Consider the following 24,465-nt stretch of genomic DNA (forward strand, 5'->3'; position numbering starts at 1 on the left):
TAACATTATACTCGTTGAAATTATTGAGCTATATCACATAAATTACATAAAAATCTTGGCGGGCTCAAGATTCAGGATAATATCTATCCATGTATAAAAAAACAAGGAATCGGTTATGAATAAACCTAAATTAAAATTAGCTGCAATTATTGGCAGTATTATTTTAAGTACATCGACTGCTTTTGCCTCGCTTGAGGATGTGAAGAATTTAAAAATTATTAGCTACAATGTCTATAATGGAATGAAATTAGACGAAAGCGAAGGTAAACAAAAATTTATTGATTGGGCAAAAGCACAAGATGCTGACATTATTGCTTGGCAAGAGATGAATTTTTTTACGCGTGAAAAGCTTGAAAAATTTGCAGCAAGTTATGGACATAAATATGCTGTACTTTTGAAAGAAAAACCAGATGATGCCGCTTTTTTCCCTGTTGCAATTACCTCAAAATATCCTATAGTTAATGTCAATAAAGTCGTTGATAATATGTGGCATGGCGCTTTATATGCCGATATTGGCAATTATCATTTTGTTATTACTCACATGAATCCATTTTGGACGGCAAAAAGAATCGATGAAATAAACTTAATTATTGATTCAATTAAGTATAGTCGTGATCCCAATGGCAAATGGATTATAGCTGGTGATTTGAACTCTTTTTCACCTGCTGATAAACAAACCTACGATAAAAGTAATCTGTTAAATGATATTAAAGAAAAGCAGAAACAAAGACCAATATTAGAAAATCTTGTTAATGGACAATTAAGTTATACCGTGCAACAAAACTTATTGGATGCAGGTTTTATTGATGCCTTGAAAATTAAAAATAAACAATTTATCGCAACAGCGCCAACGAAAGTATTTTATGATCAAGCTTCAACGCCACTACGTTATGATTATATCTATATTTCTCCTCCCCTCAAAAAGGATGTTATTGACGTTAAAGTGCTAAAAGATGATTTTACAGATAAATATTCTGATCATTACCCAGTGCAAATGATAATTAAAAATAAATAGTTTTAACCAAGATCGGTAAAGCCATGCATAAGCTGCATGGCTTATCGTGTTATTTTTATATGGACGTTTTTTTATTATTGATAAACACTAAATTGTGATTGCGATCGCAATGTATCAATTTGAATTTAATTAATATCAGCTATAACGTCAAATAATCAATATGAATGAATTTAACTAAAAAAGCAGTAGGATAAATATATGAAAAAAATTTTTTTTGTGTTCAGTTTTCTGGGATTGTTTTCACTGTCTTCAAGTGCACTTGCTACAGATGATTTAGTGGTTTCTCAATATCAAAGTTCACCGAATAAAGTGTATGCCGATAATGCTCAACCGCAGATTACTGTTGCTAATTTTAATATTGCAGGGGGACTTAGACATCACAAGGTCGATTTAGACTTGGTTGCTAAAGCAATTAAAGCGATGGATGCTGATATTGTCACACTTGAAGAGGTTGATCAAAATACTACCCGTAGTGGCGGCGTAGATCAAGCTAAAATCATCGCTGAAAAAACAGGAATGCACTATCTATTTGGTAAAGCTACCGATATGAAAGGCGGCAATTATGGTAATGCTATACTTTCGAAATATCCTATTGAAACAAGCAAAACCTTTTTGTTACCGTCTGGCTCTTTTGAACAAAGAGCATTGATGTTAAGTAAAATTAATGTTCCTGGCTTTGATTCGCCTATTTATGTATTTAATACCCATTTTGATTGGCATGAAGAAGATGAAGTAAGAATGGCACAAGCAAGGTTTATTAATAGCATTGTGTTTGATGATTTAGATTTAGATACTGAATTTCCTAATTTGGCTTCTGGTATTATGTTGTTACTCGGCGATTTTAATTCAGTCAAAAATGATAAAGTGATAAAAGAGCTTGAAAAATACTGGACGTTGGTTAAAAAAGATTATGTAGATACTCGCACTTGGCCAGCAGGAAATCCGGGATTAGATTTAGATCATATCTTTACCAGTCGCAATCAAATATGGAAAGTTGAACAATTAACGATTCCTAATGATGGTAACGAATGGAATGGTATTAAATGGCCATTAGTCAGTGACCATATTCCCGTTATTGCTAAATTAAAATTAATTGAACAATAACCTGTGGGCAATATGCCCACTTTTACTTCGATGATCTACCTAATTTAGCAATCAAATAAATATAGACTAGCTCACTGAATAATTCGACTAGTGTTTGGGTGACGATTACTGCCGGTAAAATTGGCATGATGTCTGCAATAGCCATTGCTATTGGCAATATCACTAACGCATTGCGTGTACCAGCACTAAAGGCGATAGCTCGACTTTCTGCGATGGAGACACGAAATAAACGACCAACAAACCACCCAATTAAAGGCGCAAAAATAGCAAATAGTAGATAAAATGGAATAACTGATATGACTTGTGACAAATTCCCTTTAAGCTGAGGTAAAACCGCTATAATTACAATAAATAAGGCTAAAGCGGTGGTGGGGACCGGTAGTATATTCAATAGATTGACTGTTTTTGTCATAATTTGACTTCGACTAGCACATATCTGGATTATTACAGCGATGGTAAGTGGAAGTAAAATTAGCCACACAAAAGCATGAATAAATGGTGTAGGTTCAATGAGTCCTTTAACCTGTTCACCAATAAATATATTTAGATAAAAAGGTAACAAAAACAGTTGAAGCAATAACAGTAAAGGTGTCGCCATTAACAGTGATCGGGCATCAGCATGACCAATATGTGCAAAAGTGACAACGTAATCAATGCAGGGGGCTAACAATACAAATAAGATACCAAGCTTAATCAAAGGCTCATTGGGTATAAAAATAGACAATATCCCTACAAATAGTGGTATAACAACAAAATTGGCAATGACTAAAGCAACAATAAATCGCTTATAAAGCAAAAATTTTGTTATATAGGCAATTGGAACTTGTAGAAAAGTCACAAATAGCATGACCCCTAAAGCAGGAGTAATGGCTGTCGCAAAAACTGAGGTTCCATTTATACAAAAAACAACAATCATTGCGATAAAAACCGCTAAAAAATAAATAGCTATTTGTTGTTGCTCTAATTTTTGTTTGAGGTTTTGCATATTAACCAAATACTTTTATCAATTCAAAATTAACCTTTAGCATACTGTTGATCTTCAATTAAATAAATGGGATTGTTTTAACAAGAAAAATATTTATTATTTTTCGAAAAAACGATCTTAATATAGAAAATATTGATCATTCTATTTGAACAAGTTACGTTTAATAAAATCAGTTCATTGATCTGCTTAACAAAACTTAATAAAAAAGGTGTAGCATGTTTTTTAGGTGTGGTTATAATTCTTGTATTTCAACTAGATATTGTTGGTGTGGTTTTAAATAAAAATTCATTAAAATCAAACAATTGCTTGACAAAGGGATATTTATGAAGTATACTATAAATGGAACAGCACACAGCACACAGCACACAGCACACAGCACACAGCACACAGCACACAGCACACAGCACACAGCACACAGCACACAGCACAAATTAATTATTTAACTTTACTCTTTTATACACCGCTTAAATTAGCTAAGACTTCAATCTGTTATCTACCGTCTTATTTTGTGCGTAAAACTATATTTTTGAGTTTATTATCGACATTATTGTTTAATTATTCATTTACAGCGCAAGCGCTATCAACCAAAACCGTGAATATAATTCAAGGTAGTGCTCCATATATTGAATTTAATGGTAATGAAATAAACGATTTGACCGAATTACTTAGTATTCGTGTCGGCAATGATGTTTATGTCAGCGATGAACAAGGCAATATGAAAAAGAAAAATGATGATGGAACCCTAACTGATGTTACATCTATCATGTTTGCTAATGTTGACGATATATTTAAAAATGTATCTACTCTTTTACCTGCGGATAACACTTTGCATGCATTTAATGATTTATCAATCATCCCATCATCAATGCATAAGGATATCGATGGTGATGATAATTTTACTTTAACTGGTAATTTTAAAGGGGAGTGGAAAGATAAAGAGAATGTATCATTAGATAACAAAATAGTTAAATTACCTGATATTTGTAAGTCACCTTATACACTAACTTTAACTACTACAGAAAATCCTTCAATTAGTACTTTATATGGTATTCCATCTACTAAAATTTATGGTAATGGTAGTGCAAAATATACGATAGATATTAATCCAGATACTCCAGCAAAAGTTTGTTTTGCTAGACCTGGTAGTTATTTACAACCACCTGATCTAGCCGAAGATATTTCTGGTCCGCCTAATATGTGGAATAAGGAGTATGGTTTTTTAATACAGTCGACAGATTCCAATAGTTATAATCTTAATTTTCCAACAACAGGTGGGGATAAATTATATTTTGATATGATAATTATTGGTTCGCCAAATGTATTAACTTGGCCCGATGTGACAGTTGGAGGTATAACGGCAACTATGAGTAATATTACACCTACAACAGTAAGAGTGACGCTATTAGGACCAAGTGCAAGTAAAGAACAAATGTTAATAGCAAATGCAGCTACTAATCCGACAGGCCCTGTTGATAAACCAATTTTACCTGCAAAGTTTGAGTTAAAAGGTATGTTAAATGGTGAGGTTGTTGTGAAATATGGATTTGAAATTAATAAATGGTTTATTACTAAGGGAAGGCGTGAATCAGCAGTTCGTTACGAGTTGGGTAAACCTTCCTCTTGGTGTTCAACAACAGGATATCATTTGCCTCAAATTATGGAATTGACCAATGCATCAAGTTGGGATAGTAGTAGCGACTATGAACCTTATCCGCCTCCCGTTCAAACACCAAGTCCGGATAATTTTTATAAGCGAATGATTGGTGGTGGTTTTTTAACTGAATGGGGTGATTTGGTAGATGATTATACAAGTAGCGGTTCGGCTTTTGCAAAAAAAGGATTTAGTTTTTATTGGACAACTTTCTTTACGCCTAAAACAAATGATGAATATAAATATTATGCATATGCTGTTGCTGCATATGGGGCAGGAGCTGTTGTTCCTCAAACCGTTGAGCTTTATTCTTCGCCAGGGGGTTCATCTACTCAAGACGTGGGCGTTGGAACAGTATGTGCTTACCCTTAGTTTCATGGGCGACAAAATTTAAATATAAAGTGACATGTTAGCAATATTAAAACCTAGATATGTCGTTTTATCTCAATCAGATGAAAGCCAGCGTAGCTGGAAAAAAATCACTCCGCTTCACCGAAGGTGAAGCGGAGTGAATAAAATTTATACAATCAGGTTCAAAACTTCAATAAATTTAAATTAGAATGTATTTTATCCCTATTAGATAACTATTAGTCGTATGCTATCCTCATCAGGTAAAGCCAATTATTTATTGTTAAGATATATTAGAAAATTTAAGTGTTCAGTGTAAAATTGACTTTAGATTCGAGTGTTAAAGCGAATTGAGTATAGGGTGTTTTATAGTTAAATCTTTTTCTGGGGTGATGATTAAGCTGATTTTCAATGACATTAATCTTTTTATCGCGGTTATTATCAAAGGTCAGTTGTACTGTGATTTAAATCAACCTAAATACGCGGTCAATAGACAATCGTCTATTCATTAATTTATCCGTTCGAATATAATGAGTGGTGTTATTGTGTTGTTATACTTTAATGCTTAATCTTAATTTTTTAAATTAACTATCTGTTTTAACCCATTACTATTGGTTAATTTTGGTAATTAACTATTCCAAACTATTCTTAATTATTAGAATTGTGAGCTTTATCACATCGTATAATAAAAGAAGTGCAAAGTTAATTGGTACAAAATACTTTCGTTAAAATTATCAATTTTGTTTTTAACCATAAGTTAAATTGAATTAAATTAGATAAAATCACTATTTATTAACGCCAGTCTGTTATTTCGTTTTGAACCAAACAAAAGTCATTTATACCAAATTTTAATAACCAATAAACTGCAATAAAGATCACAATTTATGGTTATTTTACTGCCTATACTGATATTAATACTTCGGTTAATTTTTTTCCGAATTTTATATTTATCAGGAGGTAGTAATGAAAAAATATGTCAAAAATTGGATCACAATCGGATTACTCACTGCATTTTGCCTGCCTATTGGTTCGGTATGGGCTAAAGAGTATCAATTAACGGGGAAAAATACACAAATCACGCTATCTGATAATGATAATCACAAAAATGTCACATCTTTTAATATTACTAACCCTATAACCCATGATTCAATCAATGTTAATACGCTATTTGAGATTACTTTGAATTCCGGACAAAAATTGACCGATAAAGATTTCCAATTAGATAATTTGCAACAAAAAGACAATCAAATTTATATAAATTTAAGTGGTCATGATATTGCGATTCAAACCCTATTGATTCTCAATGACGATAAACATTTTGCCAGTTATGAGCTGCAAATCACCCCTAAAAAACAAGCACTTTCAATGTCAGCCGTTTCTTTAATGCCATTCCATTCACAAGCGCCATTTGTTTATGGTTCTGTTGTGAGTTCACCTATTATCAGTGATACCTTTTTTATCATTCCCGAAAATCCATTAACTAATACGGTTGCCTATGAAGGCGGTGTTTTGCAAAAAATTCCGCAAGCGATCCCGTTACAAGTTAATCATACCTTGAGTTATAAAACCTATATTGGTACCTATGAAAATGGGCAATTAAGACGCAATGTAAATGAATTTATTAATCACGTTCGAGAACGACCATATAGCCCATATTTGCATTATAACTCTTGGCTAGATATCGGTTTTTTTAATCCTTATACCGAAAAAGAAGCTTTACAACGCATTGATCAATATGGTGAGCAATTGGTTGAAAAACGTAAAGTCAAACTTGATGGTTATCTGTTTGATGATGGATGGGATAATTTACAAGGAAACTGGGGATTTAGTGCAAATTTTCTTAATGAATTTAATAAATTAAAAACTGCATCTGAAAAATATGGTGCGGCACTTGGTATTTGGTTGTCACCTTGGGGAGGATACAATAAACCACGTGATACTCGTGTTGCCAATGCGTTAAAACTAGGTTATGAGACAATGGATGGTAAACTGGCTTTATCTGGTCCTAAATATTATGCTAATTTCCATAAACGGATTTTAGAATTAATCAAAAATCAAAATATTACGATGTTTAAACTTGATGGGACAGGCAATGCGGATAAAGTGATTGCTGGTAGCCAATTTACTAGTGATTTTGATGCGGCGATCCATTTAATTGAAGATATGCGTAAAGCGAGTGATCATTTATATATTAATTTAACAACCGGAACCCAGGCTACGCCATCTTGGCTGTTTTATGCCGACTCCATCTGGCGAGGAGGCGATGATGTCAATTATTATGGGCCTGGCAGTAAAGTTCAACAGTGGTTGACTTATCGTGATGCAGAAACTTATCGATCAATTGTACTTAAAGGTCCATTGTTCCCATTAAATTCTTTAATGCTGCATGGCATTGTGTATGCTAAACAAGCAAAAAATTTGCAACAAGAAACCGAAAATGATTTTGCCGATCAAGTTTGGAGTTATTTTGCAACTGGAACGCAATTGCAAGAAATGTATATCACCCCTGAACTGATGACAACAAACAATTGGGATACGTTAGCGTCGGCGGCTAATTGGGCAAGAGATAACCAAAAAGTGTTATTTGATACCCATTGGATCGGTAAAGATCCCACAAAATTAGGGGTATATGGTTGGGCTGGATGGATGCAAGATAAATCCATTATTACTTTACGTAATCCGTCAGATAAACAACAAGTGTATTATCTTGATTTACAGAATGATTTAGAGTTACCAGCAACGGCAAACTCGAATTTTACCATTCAAATTGATTACAATAGTCAATCACATGCACCAAAACCAGCTGTTATTGATAAAACAGCGATGATCACCCTTGAACCATTTGAAACCGTTGTGATGTCTTTAACGCCTCAATAGTAATAATATGCCTTGTATGCGACTTACAAGGCATTAAAAATTGTTTTAAAATAGACGTGTTAATTGATGATGTTTTAACTATGATTTAGCGCATATAGTTAAAAGATATTATGATTAGGCTATTTACAATAGTAAAAAAGCTCATTATGATACGCGCCATTATTAACTGCAAAGGAGAACTGATTATGATTTATTTAGATGACCTTTGCAGGCTTATCGCACAATAATTGGGTGATTAACTTTTCCATTCTTGCTTCAATTCATTCTGCTGATCTTAGCCTGCCAATTAGATGCATACCTATAATTTAAAACCAATCTTAGTTTATTGATGTAAATTAAAGAGTTTTACAACCTAAAAATGATTTGATAGTTAATTTATCGCTTTTATTGGCGACAAAACAATAATGTTTTGACCATGGTGGTTTTTCTTACTGGTGTGGTTGTTATTTATCTGTTATATCGCATTTAAATTATAGGCACTAAACAATAAAAATATTTTTAATGGATTGATATATGGACAATTCTATACAGATACTATCTAAAAAAGTGTCATTAATTGCTTCAAACAAAACATGGATTGATGGTTTAGCTATTGAGCAACTAGAGGTAACGGCTGCATTACCCAATATGGTTAAAGTGGTTGGAATGCCTGACCTGCATCCCGGAAAAGGTTACCCGATTGGTGCGGCTTATTTAAGTCGTGAAATAATTTATCCTGCATTAATTGGCAGTGACATTGGTTGTGGTATGGGGTTTTGGCAAACCGATATTAGTATTGCTAAGTTAAGCATAGATAAATTAACACGCCAAATAGGCAATATTGATCAACCCGATATGCGACATAAATATAATCTTGGTACGATTGGCGGTGGGAATCATTTTGCCGAGTTACAAAAGGTTAGCAAAATTTTTAGCGAGCAACTTTTTGAGCATTACCAACTTGATGCTAAAAAATTATTTTTGCTAGTGCATAGTGGTTCACGGGGATTAGGGCATGCAATTTTGCAAAACCAAATATCACGATTTGGTTATCAAGGTTTAGCAGATCAAAGTGCACCCGCACTTGAATATTTAGCAAAACATGATAACGCTGTCGCATTTGCTATGCTAAATCGTCAAGTGATAGCTGAACGGTTACTCAATAACCTCAACGGTCATGGGCGTGAAATACTCAATGTTTGTCATAATTTTTTGCAACAAGTGACATTAGACCATAATGACTATTGGTTGCATCGTAAAGGTGCATCTTCAGCGCTGGATAAGCTTGTTATCGTACCAGGCTCTCGTGGGGATTATAGCTACTTAGTTAAACCGATACCGAATGAAGCGCTACTCTTGTCACTAGCTCATGGGGCAGGGCGAAAATGGCGCCGAGCAGACTGTAAAAGCAAACTCGATACTCGTTACACAATTGCTGAATTAAAACGAACAAAATTAGGTAGCCGTGTCATTTGTGAGGATAGTCGTTTAATTTTCGAAGAGGCACCACAAGCGTACAAATCAATAGATAGTGTGATTGAATCGATGCAACAAGCCAATATTGTAACAGTTATTGCTCAACTTACACCAATATTGAATTATAAAACACAAGGAGATCACTAATGGCATTACTGCTTTTTTCGTCTGCCAGAGGGCCTGATGAATGCTCATTGATGGTTGCAAAGGCCATAAAACAATTTTTTATCGAAGCGAATAAATTATCGTTATCGATTGAAATGTTAGAAAGTATATTGGGCGACAAGCCCAATACATTTCGTTCAGTATTGATTTCTGTTGAAGGTTGTCTAAGTGAACAATTAATCTCACGTTGGCTTGGCACCGTACAGTGGGTGTGTCAAAGTCCTTACCGACCACATCATAAACGTAAAAATTGGTTTATTGGTATTACTTGCTTACCTAATCCTGTTCCAATACAAGATAGCTCTATTGCGTTTTCGACAATGAAATCTTCCGGAGCAGGCGGGCAGCATGTGAATAAAACGCAGTCAGCTGTACGTGCAACACATATTGCAACCGGTATGACTGTCAAAGTTCAATCAGAACGTAGCCAACATGCCAATAAACGTTTGGCAAAACTGCTATTGGCTCATAAATTGGCTGAACATAAAGAAGAACAATATCAACAACAAAAAGAGATTCGTCAACGATTTCATGATGTTATTCCTCGAGGTAATAGTTGCTTAGTGTTTTATGGTGAAGCGTTTTGTGACAAATAAAAATGATTTTATCCAATTAATCATTGAATTTTTTGTTATTTTTTAAGCATTCTAAAAAAATTATTAATTTTATTATTATCAATAAAACAAAGGCGCTAAATCAGTCTCTTTTGACTAAAAAGCGAGCTTTAGTGCCTAGTCTTTCTGCTTTTTTAATGGTAAATCCAATTTTTTGTAACCTTTGTATTGAATAAAACTATTACAAAATAAATTCATGTTTTTCTTTGTATTCTTTCATAAAACACATATACTTTGCAGTCCACCTAATTGATAATGATTATCATTACTAATTGTGTGGTTAATGTTATTTTATCTATTTAATTAATTATTCAGTATTTTTTATGAAAGGAATTTAATATGATTTACAAAAAGGTAGGTTTGCTACTATTTCTAACCAGTTTTACTGTTCAAGCTGATCAGTCAATTAATGAGAATAATGAAACAAGTAAAAATGAAGAACAAGAAAAGCAATATAAAAAAACTAAAGCTGACAATCAAAGTAGTAGCGAAGATATAAATGATGTTATTACTGTGATTGCCAGTGCAAATAAACAAAATGAACTGAAAAAAATAAATAGTGTTATTGCTGGTCGTTCAACGCTTTCTTCGGGTTTAATAGAACAAAAACAAGCTGACAATGTTGCGGAATTATTAAATACATTGCCTGGCGTAAGCTCGGCCGGTTCAGTAAGGCCGGGTGGGCAAACATTAAATATCTGGGGGTTTGGTAAAGTTGAGGATGTTAAAATTATTGTTGATGGCTCACAAAAAGGGTTCCAAAAATATCAACAAGGTTCAGTTTTTATTGAGCCTGAACTACTTAAACAGATAGAAGTTAATAAAGGTCCCCATGATGTGAAATTTGGTAATGGGGGATTTGGTGGGGTTATTAGAATGGAAACCAAAGATGCAATTGATTTGCTTGAACCCAATAAATTAGCTGGCGCATTAGTTAAATATAGTTTTCATTCTAATAACCATCAAAATATGGTTACCTCTGCTGTATATGGCAGAACCGAAAATGATATGTTTGATGGACTCGTTTACTATACTAACCGTAATAGCGGTAATTTTAAACGTCCAGATGGGTCAAGATTTGAGTTTTCGAAAGATGACATGGACTCTTATATGGCAAAACTTAACTTTAGGCCCAATGAAGAAAACACATTCACTGTGTCAGGCATTCGTTCTAAAGTTGATTCATGGCAACCATGGGCGGCAAAGTACGTTGAAAAAATGACGCCTCCGACAGCTGCACAAATTGAAAAATATGGTTATCGAGCAGCTTGGTTAAGAAAATTAGTTAAACGCGATCAAACCGATGAGTCGGCGCAATTTGAATGGAATTACCAACCAACGTATAATCCTTTGGTTAATTTTACTTTACACACAACCTATTCCAAAACAAAGCAAAATGATAATCGACCAGAAAAATACAATCCAGTAGCTGCGCTAGGAACAATGGGAAATAGAAGTTGGACAAGTTATACCGATAAAACTGTAGAACTTGAAAATATTAGTATTTTTACTACTGGTGCTATTGATAATGCATTAAAAATTGGTGCTCAAGTGCATTTACATGATCGTGATACGTTGATGTATTATAAGAATTACGCCAATAAGCCTAATTATCATAATGGTTATTTCCAACCAGCTTATATGCCTTCCGGTAAACAACAAAATTATAGTTTTTATATTCAAGATGAACTTTCTATTGATAACTTTGTCTTAACACCAAGTCTTCGCTACGATTATGTACGTAATCACGGACAAAAAAATTATGCATCAGCTTATAATGATCCTGATCCTCGCTTTGGACATGATTATTCTCCGGTTAGTTATTCTGGTTGGACACCAAGATTTGGGGCTTATTGGCAAACAACTGAAAATGTTGGGTTCTTTGGCGATATCAGTTATGCTTGGCAAGCACCAACAATTGATGAAACTTATGAGGTTCAATTTACACCTAAAAATGGTGGATCAGGTAAGATTACAGCGACCAGCCGAAATCTTAATAAGGAGCGTAACTTATCAATTAGAGTAGGGAATATACTCGACTTTAACAACTTATTATTAGAAAACGATAAATTACAAGTTCGTAGTACCCTGTTTAGACAGCGTGTCAAGGATGAAATTTTTGTTACTCGAGGATTTAATAACTCAATTTGTGGTCCGGGTAGGGCGTGCCCGCTAGGACAACCTAATTATCGTAATTTACCGGGTAAATTAGTGGTAAACGGGTTTGAATTAGAAACTTTCTATGACAGTAAATATTGGTTTGCAAGTGCCACCTACTCAATTCAAAAAGGAGAAAGAGATACGGCGCCTCAAGCACCATGGATGCATCATAAAACCTATGTCGCAACAATTGCACCACGCACGGCAACATTAACAACGGGTTTTAAAATCCCAGAATGGAATCTTCGAGCAGGTTGGAATGCGCAATTTGTTAGAAAGCAAGATCGCACAGGGCATGAAGATAGAAATCATGACGGTTTTGCTGATCTTGGTGCTTATTCTTTATCACCTTCGTCGGGTTATTCACTACATAACTTATTTGCCACTTGGCAACCAACCTTTTTACCAAAAGCAGAAGTAAGATTTTCTGTTGATAACCTATTTAACAAGGATTATCGGCTTTATTTAGGCGAAAACACCTATGGGCTTGCACGTAACTTTAAAGCGAGTGTTTCATACCGATTTTAAATTTTGTTAACATCCAAATACTGCCAGTTTACTGGCAGTTTAACCAAATCGGCCGTTAAATCTGTTTACCACTTACCAGCAGTTGAGCCGCCATCAACAACCATAACTGTGCCTGTCACAAAATTGGAATCAGTTAAGTACATCACCGCGTTAATAATGTCTTGCACATGTCCAATCCGATTGACAGGCGCCATGGATTTTAAAACTGTTTGAACTTGAGGATCCGTTGGGTGCATTGGAGTTTCGATAATGCCTGGCGCAATGCCGTTAACCATAACCTGACTTGATGCTAATTCTAACGCTAAGCCTTTTATAGCACTATTAATACCACCTTTGATCATAATCGGTAGTAAAGCCGGAACAGTCAAATTGGGTTGCATAGCAATGGCAGCAGTGATATTGATGATATGCCCAGATTGATTTGCCATCATATGTTTAGCGGCAGTTTGTGCAGGGTAGAAAAACCCTTTAAGGTTTGTATCAATAATGGTGTTTAAATCATCTTGCGTATAATCAATAGCGGGTTTAGAAATAAATATGCCTGCATTATTGACTAAAATATCGACTTTACCAAACCTTGCGATAGCGTGTGAAAAAAGTAACTCTGCTGTTTGCGGTTTTGCAATATCCCCAGCAACAAGTAATAGATTGTCGGGCTCACCTAAGTTTATGGCAGCCTGTTCTAAACGGGCTTTATCTCGACCATTTGCAACGACATTGAAACCTCGTTCAAGGTAGGCTTTAGCAATCGCAAAACCAATTCCACTTGAAGCGCCTGTTACAATAACGGTTTTGTTTCCTTTATTCATTTAATTTAATGCCTGTTTTGTCTCAAAAATACGGATAATTATATAAGAGATGGATTGAAATAGGAATTCGATTGCAGAAAGTAAGTAACGATATTTACCTGTAGGCAACCAATAAAATCCATTTGCTGCTGGTCTGTTTAAATCAACGCATAAGATATTGTTTCGATCGATTAATCCAAATCACTAGAAATAAGGTGCGCCCTAAACTGAACAAAATATAGGAAAACCACAAACCATTATTTCCCCAAATTGGCACAAAAATAGATTGAGCAATCAACCAAAGTAAAAGGGCAAGAATCATGGAATCTCGAATAGCAGAGGTATAACTAATTCCCGAAAAAACGCCATAATAGATCAATCCACCCGCGACGACAATCGGGAAAATGATTAACCATAATTGATATTGGAGGCAAAGATCAATAATGTCGGTTTGATTGGTTAATAATTTTATTATGGTGGTATCTAACGCAAACCAAATTGTAATTAAAATTACAGGGCAAATAATACATGCTTGTAGTGACCAACGTAAGGTTTGATTGTATAGGACTATATCTTTGGCTCCTTTAGCTTTACCACTAAACACACTTGACGCATTAGCAAAACCATCAAATAAATATGCCATTAAATAATGAATTTGAAACAATACCGCATTGGCTGCTAACACGTTAGTACTAAAACTTGAACCAATTGAAATAAAATGATTGGTAACTACCAATAGGCAAATAGTTCGAATCATTAAATTGGTATTAACCAACATGACTTCTTTCAATGATTGCCAAGAAAAAACCGATTTCAAATCAGTTTTTTGGTGTGATTGGGGTAAATAGCGAACAATAAATCCGATCCCTAACAACGTACAAATCACTTGCGCACTGAACGTTGCCAACGCCACGCCTTGAATATCGAAATGAAACCCCCATACCAAAATGGCTGCCATAAGAATATTGAGCACATTAATTAACACCTGCAAAAACAGTACAGCTTTTATTTTTGATATCCCCATTAACCAACCAACAAGGACATAATTGATGAGTACAAACGGCGCACCCCAAATTAAAATCGAAAAATAAATATCGGCATAATGTCTAACCTCATGATTAGGTTTGATGACTTGCATCGACACGCTAAAAATGAATTGCTGAAAAATAATAAATAATATGCCCAACACAATAGCAATAAACAGGGGACGGATCAGCGAAGAGCGCAGTAATCGTGGATCGTTTAATGCTTGAGCTGCAAATCCTGTGGTACTCACACGTAAAAAGCCAAACAACCAATATAGCGTATTAAAGATAACTGCACCAACCGCTATACCAGCAATAAATGCTGGATTAGATAGATGACCGACTAAAGCGGTATCGACCACACCTAATAATGGGGTTGTGATAGTTGCAATGATAAAAGGAATAACCAATGCTAAATAATCTTTAAAACTAAGCTGGCTGTTTGATTGTATTGTCATAAATTCAGAAACCTAATATAGATTCTAGAAGTTGTTTAAAATACGCATGTTAACATCACCTAATTGTTCAACAATTTGTCCTTGATAAAAAACAGTACTCGATCATATAGATAGGTGATTGTCGTTAAATCAGCGAAATAAAGCTACTGGTTAAATGTAATTGTTTTTATAAATCGGTCAATAACGATAATATTTGCGTTTATGCGAACAATACAAATACGCTGTAATTGGGCCGCCACGCATTTTGTCAACGAATTGATAAACAAAAATATAATTTAAACCAATGTGCTTTGACAATTATCCTAAATATTTTACGTTAGTTAAACGGCTAGTTTTAGAGTAATAAGTTATATAAAATTACCTATAACAAGGATGGTTTTTAATCACTTTACAATATTAACATTCAATTGCAATCGTATAAAAGTGTGAAATTAAAATCCAAGCTTCAAGGATAAATGATATATGGAAAAACTGGTTAGAAATCGAAATTTAGTTTTATTATCTCTGTTTTTTTTACTTTATGGCGTAAATGTTTTGTTCATTATTTACGTATTAAATATGGACTCTCGTTGCCCCGATTATTTATTGAGTATTGAGTTGGTATTGGTGTGCACGATGTTATTAATCCAGCTTCTTTTATTTTGTTCTATACTATTTGATATAATTATTTTACCTGATCATGATCGTTTTTCTTCTTATATTGGGTTGTTTTACGGATTAGTCGTTTGTTTCATCGCTTTTTTTCTTGCTTTATTTGTGCTTTCAATGCTAATTGTTGGTTTGGATGTTTTAGCTTTCGCTTTAGTCATACCATTTCATTTCTGCCTAGGCGTTATAGGTTATTTTGTCCTACTTCTCATTAAACTTTTTAAAAGTCTTTACTTGACGTATAAACAAAAAAATAGACTTGAGCATTGAATTACTGTCCTTTTTACTAGTCTACTATTGAATAAAAAAGGACTAGTTCTATCTAGTTTTGATTTATCTATCTAATTTCAATTGAGAAAAAAAATTGTTCCTGATATAAGCCGTGAAAGCTAAACCGTGTTAGGTTTTCCTTAATGCATGGTTAAATAATCAAACATTTAATATTGAATTGCTTTATAATACACATGAATAATTCATTTTTTACGTTTATTTAGGAATCCTTTCATGTCATTTGACTCTCTTGGCTTAGATGCCAAGATTTTACAAGCTATTGAAGAACAGAACTATACCGATCCGACCCCTATCCAACAACAAGCTATTCCGGTAATATTGTCAGGTAAAGATTTAATGGCCAGTGCTCAAACTGGTACGGGTAAGACGGCAGGTTTTGGCTTACCGATTTTGCAGAAATTAGTCGAACAGCAAGCAAAAACAAATAATCGATCTGAACCTAAAAGGGGCAAACGTCCTTTATATGCCTTGATCTTAGCACCAACTCGTGAACTTGCTGCGCAAATTGGGGAAAATATTCGTGACTATAGTCGCTATCTAGCTGTTCGATCATTAGTGGTGTTTGGTGGGGTAAGTATCAATCCACAAATGATGAAACTTCGCGGTGGTGTAGATATTTTAATCGCCACACCCGGACGATTATTAGATTTAGTTCAGCAAAATGCAGTTGACCTTTCAACCGTTAAAATATTAGTTCTGGACGAAGCTGACCGTATGCTTGATATGGGCTTTATTCATGATATCCGTCGTGTGATCGCAAAGTTACCAAAAAAACGTCAAAATTTATTGTTTTCAGCGACATTTTCGGATGAAATTAAATCATTAGCCAATACGCTTTTGCATTCACCCGAATCGATCGCTGTAGCCAAAACTAATAGTGCATCAGAACAAATTACTCAATATATTCATCGAGTTGATAAACGCCGTAAACGTGAACTTCTTTCTTATTTGATTGGCAAAAATCAATGGCAGCAGGTGTTAATTTTTACCCGGACGAAATATGGTGCTAATCATCTTGCTGAACAGCTCACCAAAGATGGTATTAAAGCTTCGGCAATTCATGGTAACAAAAGTCAAGGAGCAAGAACCAAAGCCTTAGCGGACTTTAAGTCGGGACAAATACGAGCGCTGGTTGCTACCGATATCGCAGCCAGAGGTTTAGATATTGAATTATTGCCTTATGTTGTTAATTATGAATTACCTCAAGTGGCAGAAGATTATGTGCATCGAATTGGTAGAACAGGACGAGCTCAAAATCAGGGGCAGGCGATATCATTAGTTTGTATTGATGAGCTTGCTCAATTAAAATCAATTGAGAAATTGATTAAAAAAACCATTCCAGAAATTTTTACTCAGGGATTCGAAGTCGATCCTCGAATTAAAGCCGAACCCGTAAAAAAAGTGACAGCAAAACAGGTTCCGGCAAAAAGAAGACGTGTTAATCAAACGCGAACTTCAAAAAATAATCAGAATAGTATGACGCAATCTAGCCATCATACATATTCTAAAACTCACTAAATTTTCTAAAGTAGAAGGATATTATTATGGCTAAAGTTAATCGCAGTCGTCGTTTAAGAAAAAAATTACATATTGAAGAGTTTAAAGAGTTAGGTTTTACTGTCAGTTGGTCTTTTGACGAAGGGACGAGTGAAGAAACCATCGATTCTGTTGTCGATCAATTTATCATTGAAGCGATACAAGCAAATGGTTTGGCCTACGAAGGCAGTGGGTATTTAAGTTGGCAAGGTATCATTTGTACGCAAAAATTGGGTAATTGTACCGAAGAGAACCGTGACGTTGTCACTAAATGGCTTGAAAACCATGGTTTAAAAAATGTCAAAACTAGTGAATTGATTGATATTTGGTGGGATGAACTAGATTTTTAATCATTTAATTCGTTAAATAATAAAATAGCCACTAACGTGGCTATTTTTTATTAATGAAACAATATTATTATTCAATCCCTTGGCTACGCAAGTAATCTTCATAATTACCGGTATAATCAATAACTTTTTCTGGGGTGATTTCGATAATACGAGTTGCAAGTGAGCTAACAAATTCACGGTCATGCGAAACAAAAAATAGCGTTCCTTGATAAAGCTCTAATGCCATATTTAACGATTCAATCGATTCCATATCAAGATGATTGGTTGGTTCGTCCATGACAATGATATTTGGACGTTGCATCATTAATTTACCAAATAGCATACGACCTTTTTCACCGCCAGATAATACTTTAACTTGTTTCTTTATATCATCTTGTGAAAATAGTAAACGCCCTAAAATACTTCGAACCGCTTGTTCATCATCGGTTGGTTGTTTCCATTGACTCATCCAGTCAAATACCGTTAAGTCTTCTTCAAATTCATATTCATGATCTTGGGCATAATAACCAATATTGGCATTTTCTGACCATTTAATATCACCTGATTCAGGTGTCAGTTTGCCCATTAACGTTTTAAGTAAGGTTGATTTACCAATACCATTAGTCCCCAAAATAGCCACTTTTTCACCGACCTCAACCATTAAATTAAGATCTTTAAATAGTGGTCCGTTATCAAATCCTTTGGTGAGATTTTCAACGACAAGTGCATTACGGAATAATTTTTTATCTTGCTCAAAACGGATAAATGGATTTTGCCGACTAGAAGCTTTAACTTCTTCTAATTTAATTTTTTCAATCTGCTTTGCGCGTGATGTCGCTTGTTTTGATTTTGATGCGTTAGCACTAAAGCGACTAACAAACGATTGTAATTCATTAATTTGTGCTTTCTTTTTGGCATTATCGGCTAATAAACGCTCTCTGGCTTGCGTTGATGCCGTCATGTAATCATCGTAATTACCTGGATAGATGCGCAATTCACCATAATCCAAATCTGCCATATGGGTACAAACCATATTGAGAAAATGGCGATCATGCGAAATAATAATCATGGTACTTTCACGTTCATTAAGGGTATCTTCTAACCAACGGATAGTGTCAATATCAAGGTTATTGGTTGGTTCATCTAATAATAAAATATCGGGATTAGAAAACAGTGCTTGTGCTAAAAGGACTCTTAACTTCCAACCTGGCGCTATCTCACTCATTAATCCATAATGTTGTTCAATGGGAATACCAACGCCCAATAATAATTCGCCTGCGCGAGCTTCAGCACTGTAACCATCCATTTCGGCATACTGCGTTTCTAAATCGGCAACTTTAAAACCATCTTCTTCACTCATTTCGGGCAGAGCGTAGATGCGATCACGCTCTTGTTTAATTTGCCACAGTTCAGTATGGCCCATAATGACAGTATCAAGAACCGTGAATGTTTCAAAGGCGAACTGATCTTGACGCAATTTACCTAGTCTTTCATGTGGATCTAAAGCAACATTACCTGAAGTTGGAACTAAATCACCACCAATAATCTTCATAAAAGTTGATTTACCACTACCATTGGCACCAATAAGACCATAGCGATTACCATTACCAAACTTAACAGAAATGTTTTCAAATAAAGGTTTACTGCCAAATTGCATTGTGATGTTATTTGTACTTAACACTTATTTATACTCTCGAATTGTTAAGGCTATTTTGCTCAAAGCCATGTTGTAAAATAGCCAAAATATAATTTGGCGCACATTATGCCATAATTAATCGTTATTGAGGATTATTGTTTAGTGTTTTATATCTCCCTTTTATTGGTTATTTAATGTGGTCAATGATGGTAAACATTTAAGTTTAAATTCTGTTTACATTCAAGGCGCGGATTGATACCATGCCTGCCTGATCATTATTACTTTAGATTAATTATGCTATATCTTATTATTGTGACAATTGTCTGGTCGTTTTCTTTCAGTTTTATTGGCATTTATTTAAGTGGACAAGTGGATACTTGGTTTGCTGTGGTAATGCGTGTACTTTTAGCATTTGTTACTTTTATTCCTTTTTTTCGTATCAAAAATATTTTGCCAAAACAGATGGTATCGTTAATGGGGGTTGGCGCATGTCAATTGGGCATTATGTATTTTTTTTATTATAATTCTTTCCAATATATTTCAGTCCCAGAAGTATTACTCTTTACTATTACTACCCCTATTTATGTCACAATTATTTATGATTTATTGCAGCGCCATCGGTTAAGACTGTCGTATTTATTAACGGCTGTTATTGCTGTTATTGGTGCAGCAATAATTCGTTATGATCATATTAGTAGTCAATTTATTATTGGATTTTTATTGATTCAAGGCGCGAATATTGTGTTTGCATTAGGGCAGGTTGGTTATAAACGAATCATGGAACTCTATCCACTGCCGCAACATCACGCTTTTGCGTGGGTCTATTTAGGCGCGATTATAGTTGCAAGTATTGGCTGGTTAATATTTGGCAATTCATCTAAATTGCCGACGAGTAGCATACAATGGTGGATTATTGTATGGCTTGGAGTTGTGGCATCGGGGTTATGCTATTTTTTATGGAATTATGGTGCGACAAAAGTCGATTCTGGCACCTTAGCCATTATGAATAATGTGGTTATACCAACAGGTATTTTAGTGAATGTTGTTATTTGGCATCAATCGATTGATTGGGGCCGTTTTTCACTAGGTAGTGTCGTTATTGTTTTTGCTTTGATTTTGCATCATAAATTCAAAAAATTAGAGGCAAATTAATTTTTCTAAGCAAGCTGTAACATTATGGATAGAATTAACGGTGTTGTCACGGATGATAATGCCGTTGATATCAACAAACTTGAAGCAATTGGACCTTGTAATACAGCAAATTGCCTTGCCATCATATAACAATTGATGGCAATCGACACAGAACTTAATAGCACAACGACTTGTAATTCTAAAGTTGGTAGCCCAATGAGTTTACCTAAAATATAGGTAACAATGGGTAACACCGCTAATTTTAATGTACAGATTGCTGTCGTAATCAAAATATTATCGCGAAGCTTATATTCGGCAAGCCCCATGCCTAATACGATTAGCGAAAGTGGTGCAGTCATATCGCTAACCATTTGGCTTGATTGGTTAATAAATTTTGGCAAAGGAATTCCAGAGTAATTTACAATAAGACCAAAAAAAATGCCGATAATGATAGGGTTTTTTGATACTTTTTTAAACGCTTGCAGTATGCTCTTAAACGATAGTTTACCTATTTGGACAAATTCAATCGATACACTAGCCAATGTCCATAAAATTAATGCATTAAATATAACAATGATGGCAACGATTGGGATAGCACTATCGCCTAACAACATTTTAATAATGGGGATGCCGACAAAAACCGTATTTGTGTAAATGCCGCCCATTGCAAACATCGTACTTTCACTGCCATTTAATTTAAATAATTTAGATGCAATAACGCAACCAATAGCAAACACTATAAATGTACCACCAAAAAAGACTAATAATAGCTTAATATCAATATGCGAGTGCTCAGAAAAATGACTCATTATCTGAAATAGCATAATTGGAAACGCTATATAAAATGTAAATTTGGTTAAGCTATCAGTCACTGTTTTTTGCCATTTACCCAATTTAATGGCTAAGTAACCCAATAAAATTAAAATAAATAGAGGCAGCGTTGCTAAAAATTGTAACCATAAGGTAAAAAGGAATTCCATTTGATCATTCTACATTAAGTTAATGCTTTCGCGTGAAGTACCATTCTAATTCAGTTGAACGTTTGGCATCAAACTGATAGCCTTCCAAATTAAAATTTTTAATATCCTCGCTGTTATCAATGCTATTTTTTATAATAAAGCGACTCATTAATCCACGTGCTTTTTTAGCATAAAAGCTGATCACTTTATATTCATCTTTGCTTTTATCTAAAAAAACGGGTTGAATAATTGTCGCCTTTAATTGTTTTGGTTTGATCGCTTTAAAATATTCATTTGATGCTAAGTTGAGTAGCGTTGGTTTTGGTGTTTTAGCTAATTCTTTATTTAGGCTATCAGTTAATTGTTCACCCCAAAATTGATAAAGATTGGTATTTTTACCATTTTTTAAGCGAATTCCCATTTCGAGGCGGTAAGGTTGAATTAAATCAAGCGGCCTTAAGATGCCGTACAGTCCCGACAAAATTCTTAAATGAGACTGAGCAAATTGTAACTCTTTCTCATTAAAATCCTGAACATGAAGTCCTTCGTAAACATCACCTTTAAATGCCAAAATAGCTTGCCTTGCATTTTCAAGATTAAAATCACTATGCCAATTTTGAAAACGTTCATAATTAACTTCAGCTAAGTTAGAACTTATAGCCATTAATTTAGACAAATCTTCAACGTTCAATTTTTTACAATCCATAATGAGTTTTTCTGATTGATGTAAAAATTGCGGTAAAGTATTTTGTTTGGTAATAAGTGGACTTTGATAATCAAGTGTTTTTGCAGGGGAGATAACTGTAAGCATATATTCATCACCTATTGAATTTTGTCTGATTTAGGTTTATTTTACACATAATCTTATCAAAGAAGGAGCAATAAGATGAATTTAATTAAAAAAGATATACATGAAATTCGTGCGTGGGCTAGTGTTCGTGAAACTTCAATTGAAATTGCAGAAGCTATTTTTGAATTAGCCAATCACGATGAAAAGTTAGCTGAACAAATTTGGTCAGAAGGGAGTGATGAGGTTTTAAAACTTGCTTTTTCTAAAACTAAAGCAGACAAGCTATTTTGGGGTGAGCAGACTATTGAGCGAAAAAATATTTAGTATCTCATCATCTACATCGTTATTCATCAATAAGATTGCATAAATCAATTGATGTTGTACCTTCATTATCAGATATGAACAATATGTTAGGTATGTGATGATAAATAATTAAAAAATGAGAATAGTTACGTTAATTGTAGTGTTAACATTGAATTTATCATCCTTTGGTATCTTTGCCTCTACAACTACTGACTTGGCCGATAAAATGATAGCCCAGCTTGACGAGTGTGAGGCTTTTTCACAATCAGATCGATTAGTGTGTTTACAAAAACAGGCTAAACAAAGCCAACTTGCTTTACAGCAGGCGGAGCAAAACGCTTTTAATTTACTTTCAAAATGGGATGACGATGAGCAGTTTACGCTTTTAGCTAAACGCAAATTGACTCTATCTAACGAAGCGTTTGCTCATTATCGTGATGTACATTGCCAATATTTCAAATCTTTAGGCGGTGGTGCAATAACTAATGCACTTGAAATGCGGCGTTTAACTTGTGTAACCAAACTTAATTATCGCCAAGCCGATCACCTTGGTCATGAACTTTCTGATCTGAATTTAAAAAATAAATAAACCAAGGTTACTATAATAAATAGTTGAATAGCCAACAGTTGAGCTATTCTTATATTGAGTACAAAACAAAAATAATAGATAGATTTTATGAACATAACCTTTTTAGGCACCAGTGCCGGCTCACCAACGGCTGAACGTAATGTTAGTAGTATTATGCTAGATGTTAGGCAAGAACGAGGGCGACTCTGGCTTTTTGATTGTGGTGAAGCCACACAAATGCAGATGCAAAAAGCGAAATTTAGCTTGGCTAAATTGGAGGTGATTTTTTTAACCCACATGCATGGTGATCATCTGTTTGGCTTACCGGGTGTGTTAACCAGTCGTTCTTTACTGCAGAATCAATCACCTTTAACTTTAATTGCTCCAAAAGGGATCAAGCGATTTATTGAGACAGTAATTGAAGTCAGTCAATCTTGGTTAACTTATCCACTAAATATTATTGAATTAGAAGCGGATGGCACTGTTTTTGACGATGATCAGTTTTGTGTTGAAGCTAAATTATTACAACATCGTATACCGTGTTTTGGGTATCGAATAATCCAAAAAGATCTACCTGCAACGTTAGATATTGATAAATTACAGCAAGATGGGATTCATATTGGTTCGCTTTACTCATCCTTGAAGGAAGGAAAAACCGTCACGCTTGAAGATGGGCGAGTAATTGATGGGCGTGATTATCAAGGCGATATTCGAAAAGGTAAAAAACTGGCAATTTTAGGTGATACAATACCTTGTGATGCGTCAGTTGAATTGGCTAACGATGTTGATTTGCTGGTGCATGAAGCTACACAGGAAGATGCCTTAAGTGAGAAAGCCCTTGAGCGTGGGCATTCAACTACTGTTCATGCCGCCACAATTGCAAAACAAGCTAACGCTAAACGCCTAATCATAACGCATATTAGCCCTCGTTATAACGCAAAAGATAATCAAAAATTAGTGGAGGAAGCGAAAACAGTATTTGCGAATAGTGAGATCGCGACTGATTTTGCCACTTTTCAAGTTTAATCTGGTTTACCGTTATTGCCGGATTGTTCGCTACGGCATCAATTTGGTAATAAAGGGCAATTAGATCTAAAAACC

The 24,465-nt window shown here is 34.6% G+C and carries 19 protein-coding genes; 13 read left to right on the forward strand and 6 right to left on the reverse strand.

The annotated features are described in order from the left end of the window. Positions 1 to 115 precede the first annotated feature (115 nt). Positions 116 to 1,015 (forward strand): endonuclease/exonuclease/phosphatase family protein, encoded by a 900-nt coding sequence (locus tag J3U66_RS01495; RefSeq protein ID WP_267332883.1) that lies wholly within the window; start codon positions 116 to 118, stop codon positions 1,013 to 1,015. A 198-nt stretch (positions 1,016 to 1,213) separates the two neighbouring features. After that, positions 1,214 to 2,119 carry an endonuclease/exonuclease/phosphatase family protein gene (locus tag J3U66_RS01500; RefSeq protein WP_267347669.1) on the forward strand — a complete coding sequence of 302 codons (906 nt, stop codon included), beginning with the start codon at positions 1,214 to 1,216 and terminating at the stop codon, positions 2,117 to 2,119. A 22-nt stretch (positions 2,120 to 2,141) separates the two neighbouring features. Here the strand turns inward: J3U66_RS01500 and J3U66_RS01505 are convergent, their stop codons facing one another. Further along, positions 2,142 to 3,104: a hypothetical protein gene (locus tag J3U66_RS01505; RefSeq protein ID WP_267347670.1), complete on the reverse strand. Its 963-nt coding sequence runs from the start codon at positions 3,102 to 3,104 to the stop codon at positions 2,142 to 2,144. A gap of 508 nt (positions 3,105 to 3,612) precedes the next feature. Here J3U66_RS01505 and J3U66_RS01510 point away from each other — a divergent pair. From J3U66_RS01510 to J3U66_RS01530, 5 genes are all read left to right on the forward strand, one after another. Further along, positions 3,613 to 5,127 (forward strand): hypothetical protein, encoded by a 1,515-nt coding sequence (locus J3U66_RS01510; RefSeq protein ID WP_267347672.1) that lies wholly within the window; start codon positions 3,613 to 3,615, stop codon positions 5,125 to 5,127. Between the two features lie 939 nt (positions 5,128 to 6,066). Then, positions 6,067 to 7,980 carry an enterotoxin gene (locus J3U66_RS01515; protein WP_323849534.1) on the forward strand — a complete coding sequence of 638 codons (1,914 nt, stop codon included), beginning with the start codon at positions 6,067 to 6,069 and terminating at the stop codon, positions 7,978 to 7,980. Between the two features lie 513 nt (positions 7,981 to 8,493). Continuing rightward, positions 8,494 to 9,582 (forward strand): RNA ligase RtcB family protein, encoded by a 1,089-nt coding sequence (locus tag J3U66_RS01520; RefSeq protein ID WP_267347674.1) that lies wholly within the window; start codon positions 8,494 to 8,496, stop codon positions 9,580 to 9,582. Then, positions 9,582 to 10,196 carry a peptide chain release factor H gene (gene prfH, locus J3U66_RS01525; protein WP_267347676.1) on the forward strand — a complete coding sequence of 205 codons (615 nt, stop codon included), beginning with the start codon at positions 9,582 to 9,584 and terminating at the stop codon, positions 10,194 to 10,196. Before J3U66_RS01520 ends, prfH begins: the two co-directional genes overlap by 1 nt. Before the next feature lie 357 nt (positions 10,197 to 10,553). After that, on the forward strand, positions 10,554 to 12,902 hold the full coding sequence (locus tag J3U66_RS01530) for a TonB-dependent hemoglobin/transferrin/lactoferrin family receptor (RefSeq protein WP_267347677.1): 2,349 nt from the start codon (positions 10,554 to 10,556) through the stop codon (positions 12,900 to 12,902). 65 nt (positions 12,903 to 12,967) lie between these two features. On the opposite strand, the gene J3U66_RS01535 is transcribed toward J3U66_RS01530, so the two are convergent. Both J3U66_RS01535 and J3U66_RS01540 read right to left on the reverse strand, forming a co-directional pair. Next, on the reverse strand, positions 12,968 to 13,711 hold the full coding sequence (locus J3U66_RS01535; protein WP_267347679.1) for an SDR family NAD(P)-dependent oxidoreductase: 744 nt from the start codon (positions 13,709 to 13,711) through the stop codon (positions 12,968 to 12,970). Positions 13,712 to 13,853: 142 nt separating this feature from the next. Beyond that, on the reverse strand, positions 13,854 to 15,173 hold the full coding sequence (locus tag J3U66_RS01540; protein ID WP_267347681.1) for an MATE family efflux transporter: 1,320 nt from the start codon (positions 15,171 to 15,173) through the stop codon (positions 13,854 to 13,856). Between the two features lie 1,152 nt (positions 15,174 to 16,325). On the opposite strand from J3U66_RS01540, the gene rhlE reads away from it, so the two are divergent. Together rhlE and J3U66_RS01550 are read left to right on the forward strand one after the other, a co-directional pair. Then, positions 16,326 to 17,630, forward strand: coding sequence for an ATP-dependent RNA helicase RhlE (gene rhlE / locus J3U66_RS01545; protein WP_267344091.1), 1,305 nt, complete (start codon positions 16,326 to 16,328; stop codon positions 17,628 to 17,630). 26 nt (positions 17,631 to 17,656) lie between these two features. Further along, the gene (locus J3U66_RS01550) at positions 17,657 to 17,998 is read left to right on the forward strand and encodes a YggL family protein (protein WP_267347683.1); all 342 of its coding nucleotides are present in this window, start codon (positions 17,657 to 17,659) and stop codon (positions 17,996 to 17,998) included. 67 nt (positions 17,999 to 18,065) lie between these two features. Here the strand turns inward: J3U66_RS01550 and J3U66_RS01555 are convergent, their stop codons facing one another. After that, positions 18,066 to 19,658, reverse strand: a complete 1,593-nt coding sequence (locus tag J3U66_RS01555; protein ID WP_267347685.1) for an ABC-F family ATPase — start codon at positions 19,656 to 19,658, stop codon at positions 18,066 to 18,068. 249 nt (positions 19,659 to 19,907) lie between these two features. On the opposite strand from J3U66_RS01555, the gene J3U66_RS01560 reads away from it, so the two are divergent. After that, positions 19,908 to 20,765, forward strand: coding sequence for a carboxylate/amino acid/amine transporter (locus J3U66_RS01560; RefSeq protein WP_267332872.1), 858 nt, complete (start codon positions 19,908 to 19,910; stop codon positions 20,763 to 20,765). Positions 20,766 to 20,770: 5 nt separating this feature from the next. Here J3U66_RS01560 and J3U66_RS01565 read toward each other — a convergent pair whose 3' ends face one another. Continuing rightward, positions 20,771 to 21,724 carry an AEC family transporter gene (locus J3U66_RS01565; RefSeq protein WP_267332871.1) on the reverse strand — a complete coding sequence of 318 codons (954 nt, stop codon included), beginning with the start codon at positions 21,722 to 21,724 and terminating at the stop codon, positions 20,771 to 20,773. Positions 21,725 to 21,743: 19 nt separating this feature from the next. After that, positions 21,744 to 22,514: a peroxide stress protein YaaA gene (yaaA, locus tag J3U66_RS01570; protein ID WP_267347687.1), complete on the reverse strand. Its 771-nt coding sequence runs from the start codon at positions 22,512 to 22,514 to the stop codon at positions 21,744 to 21,746. 75 nt (positions 22,515 to 22,589) lie between these two features. Here yaaA and J3U66_RS01575 point away from each other — a divergent pair, with 75 nt between their 5' ends. The 3 genes from J3U66_RS01575 to rnz all read left to right on the forward strand — a co-directional run bounded on the left by J3U66_RS01575 (position 22,590) and on the right by rnz (position 24,390). Then, complete coding sequence (locus tag J3U66_RS01575; RefSeq protein WP_065633582.1) at positions 22,590 to 22,817, forward strand: YccJ family protein; 228 nt, start codon at positions 22,590 to 22,592, stop codon at positions 22,815 to 22,817. 115 nt (positions 22,818 to 22,932) lie between these two features. Beyond that, entirely contained in the window at positions 22,933 to 23,385 is a 453-nt protein-coding gene (locus J3U66_RS01580) for a lysozyme inhibitor LprI family protein (RefSeq protein ID WP_267347689.1), read from the forward strand. An 87-nt stretch (positions 23,386 to 23,472) separates the two neighbouring features. After that, the gene (gene rnz / locus J3U66_RS01585) at positions 23,473 to 24,390 is read left to right on the forward strand and encodes a ribonuclease Z (RefSeq protein ID WP_267347691.1); all 918 of its coding nucleotides are present in this window, start codon (positions 23,473 to 23,475) and stop codon (positions 24,388 to 24,390) included. Positions 24,391 to 24,465: the final 75 nt, after the last annotated feature.

The organism is Gilliamella sp. B2969 (assembly GCF_026536195.1).
Classification (GTDB): Bacteria; Pseudomonadota; Gammaproteobacteria; order Enterobacterales; family Orbaceae; genus Gilliamella.

Excerpts from the sequence above, each read along its gene's own strand:
- J3U66_RS01495 (WP_267332883.1), top strand. The coding sequence starts at position 116 with ATGAATAAACCTAAATTAAAATTAGCTGCAATTATTGGCAGTATTATT.
- J3U66_RS01500 (WP_267347669.1), top strand. The coding sequence starts at position 1,214 with ATGAAAAAAATTTTTTTTGTGTTCAGTTTTCTGGGATTGTTTTCACTG.
- J3U66_RS01505 (WP_267347670.1), bottom strand. The coding sequence starts at position 3,104 with ATGCAAAACCTCAAACAAAAATTAGAGCAACAACAAATAGCTATTTAT.
- J3U66_RS01515 (WP_323849534.1), top strand. The coding sequence starts at position 6,067 with ATGAAAAAATATGTCAAAAATTGGATCACAATCGGATTACTCACTGCA.
- J3U66_RS01520 (WP_267347674.1), top strand. The coding sequence starts at position 8,494 with ATGGACAATTCTATACAGATACTATCTAAAAAAGTGTCATTAATTGCT.
- prfH (WP_267347676.1), top strand. The coding sequence starts at position 9,582 with ATGGCATTACTGCTTTTTTCGTCTGCCAGAGGGCCTGATGAATGCTCA.
- J3U66_RS01530 (WP_267347677.1), top strand. The coding sequence starts at position 10,554 with ATGATTTACAAAAAGGTAGGTTTGCTACTATTTCTAACCAGTTTTACT.
- J3U66_RS01535 (WP_267347679.1), bottom strand. The coding sequence starts at position 13,711 with ATGAATAAAGGAAACAAAACCGTTATTGTAACAGGCGCTTCAAGTGGA.
- J3U66_RS01540 (WP_267347681.1), bottom strand. The coding sequence starts at position 15,173 with ATGACAATACAATCAAACAGCCAGCTTAGTTTTAAAGATTATTTAGCA.
- rhlE (WP_267344091.1), top strand. The coding sequence starts at position 16,326 with ATGTCATTTGACTCTCTTGGCTTAGATGCCAAGATTTTACAAGCTATT.
- J3U66_RS01550 (WP_267347683.1), top strand. The coding sequence starts at position 17,657 with ATGGCTAAAGTTAATCGCAGTCGTCGTTTAAGAAAAAAATTACATATT.
- J3U66_RS01560 (WP_267332872.1), top strand. The coding sequence starts at position 19,908 with ATGCTATATCTTATTATTGTGACAATTGTCTGGTCGTTTTCTTTCAGT.
- J3U66_RS01565 (WP_267332871.1), bottom strand. The coding sequence starts at position 21,724 with ATGGAATTCCTTTTTACCTTATGGTTACAATTTTTAGCAACGCTGCCT.
- yaaA (WP_267347687.1), bottom strand. The coding sequence starts at position 22,514 with ATGCTTACAGTTATCTCCCCTGCAAAAACACTTGATTATCAAAGTCCA.
- J3U66_RS01575 (WP_065633582.1), top strand. The coding sequence starts at position 22,590 with ATGAATTTAATTAAAAAAGATATACATGAAATTCGTGCGTGGGCTAGT.
- J3U66_RS01580 (WP_267347689.1), top strand. The coding sequence starts at position 22,933 with ATGAGAATAGTTACGTTAATTGTAGTGTTAACATTGAATTTATCATCC.
- rnz (WP_267347691.1), top strand. The coding sequence starts at position 23,473 with ATGAACATAACCTTTTTAGGCACCAGTGCCGGCTCACCAACGGCTGAA.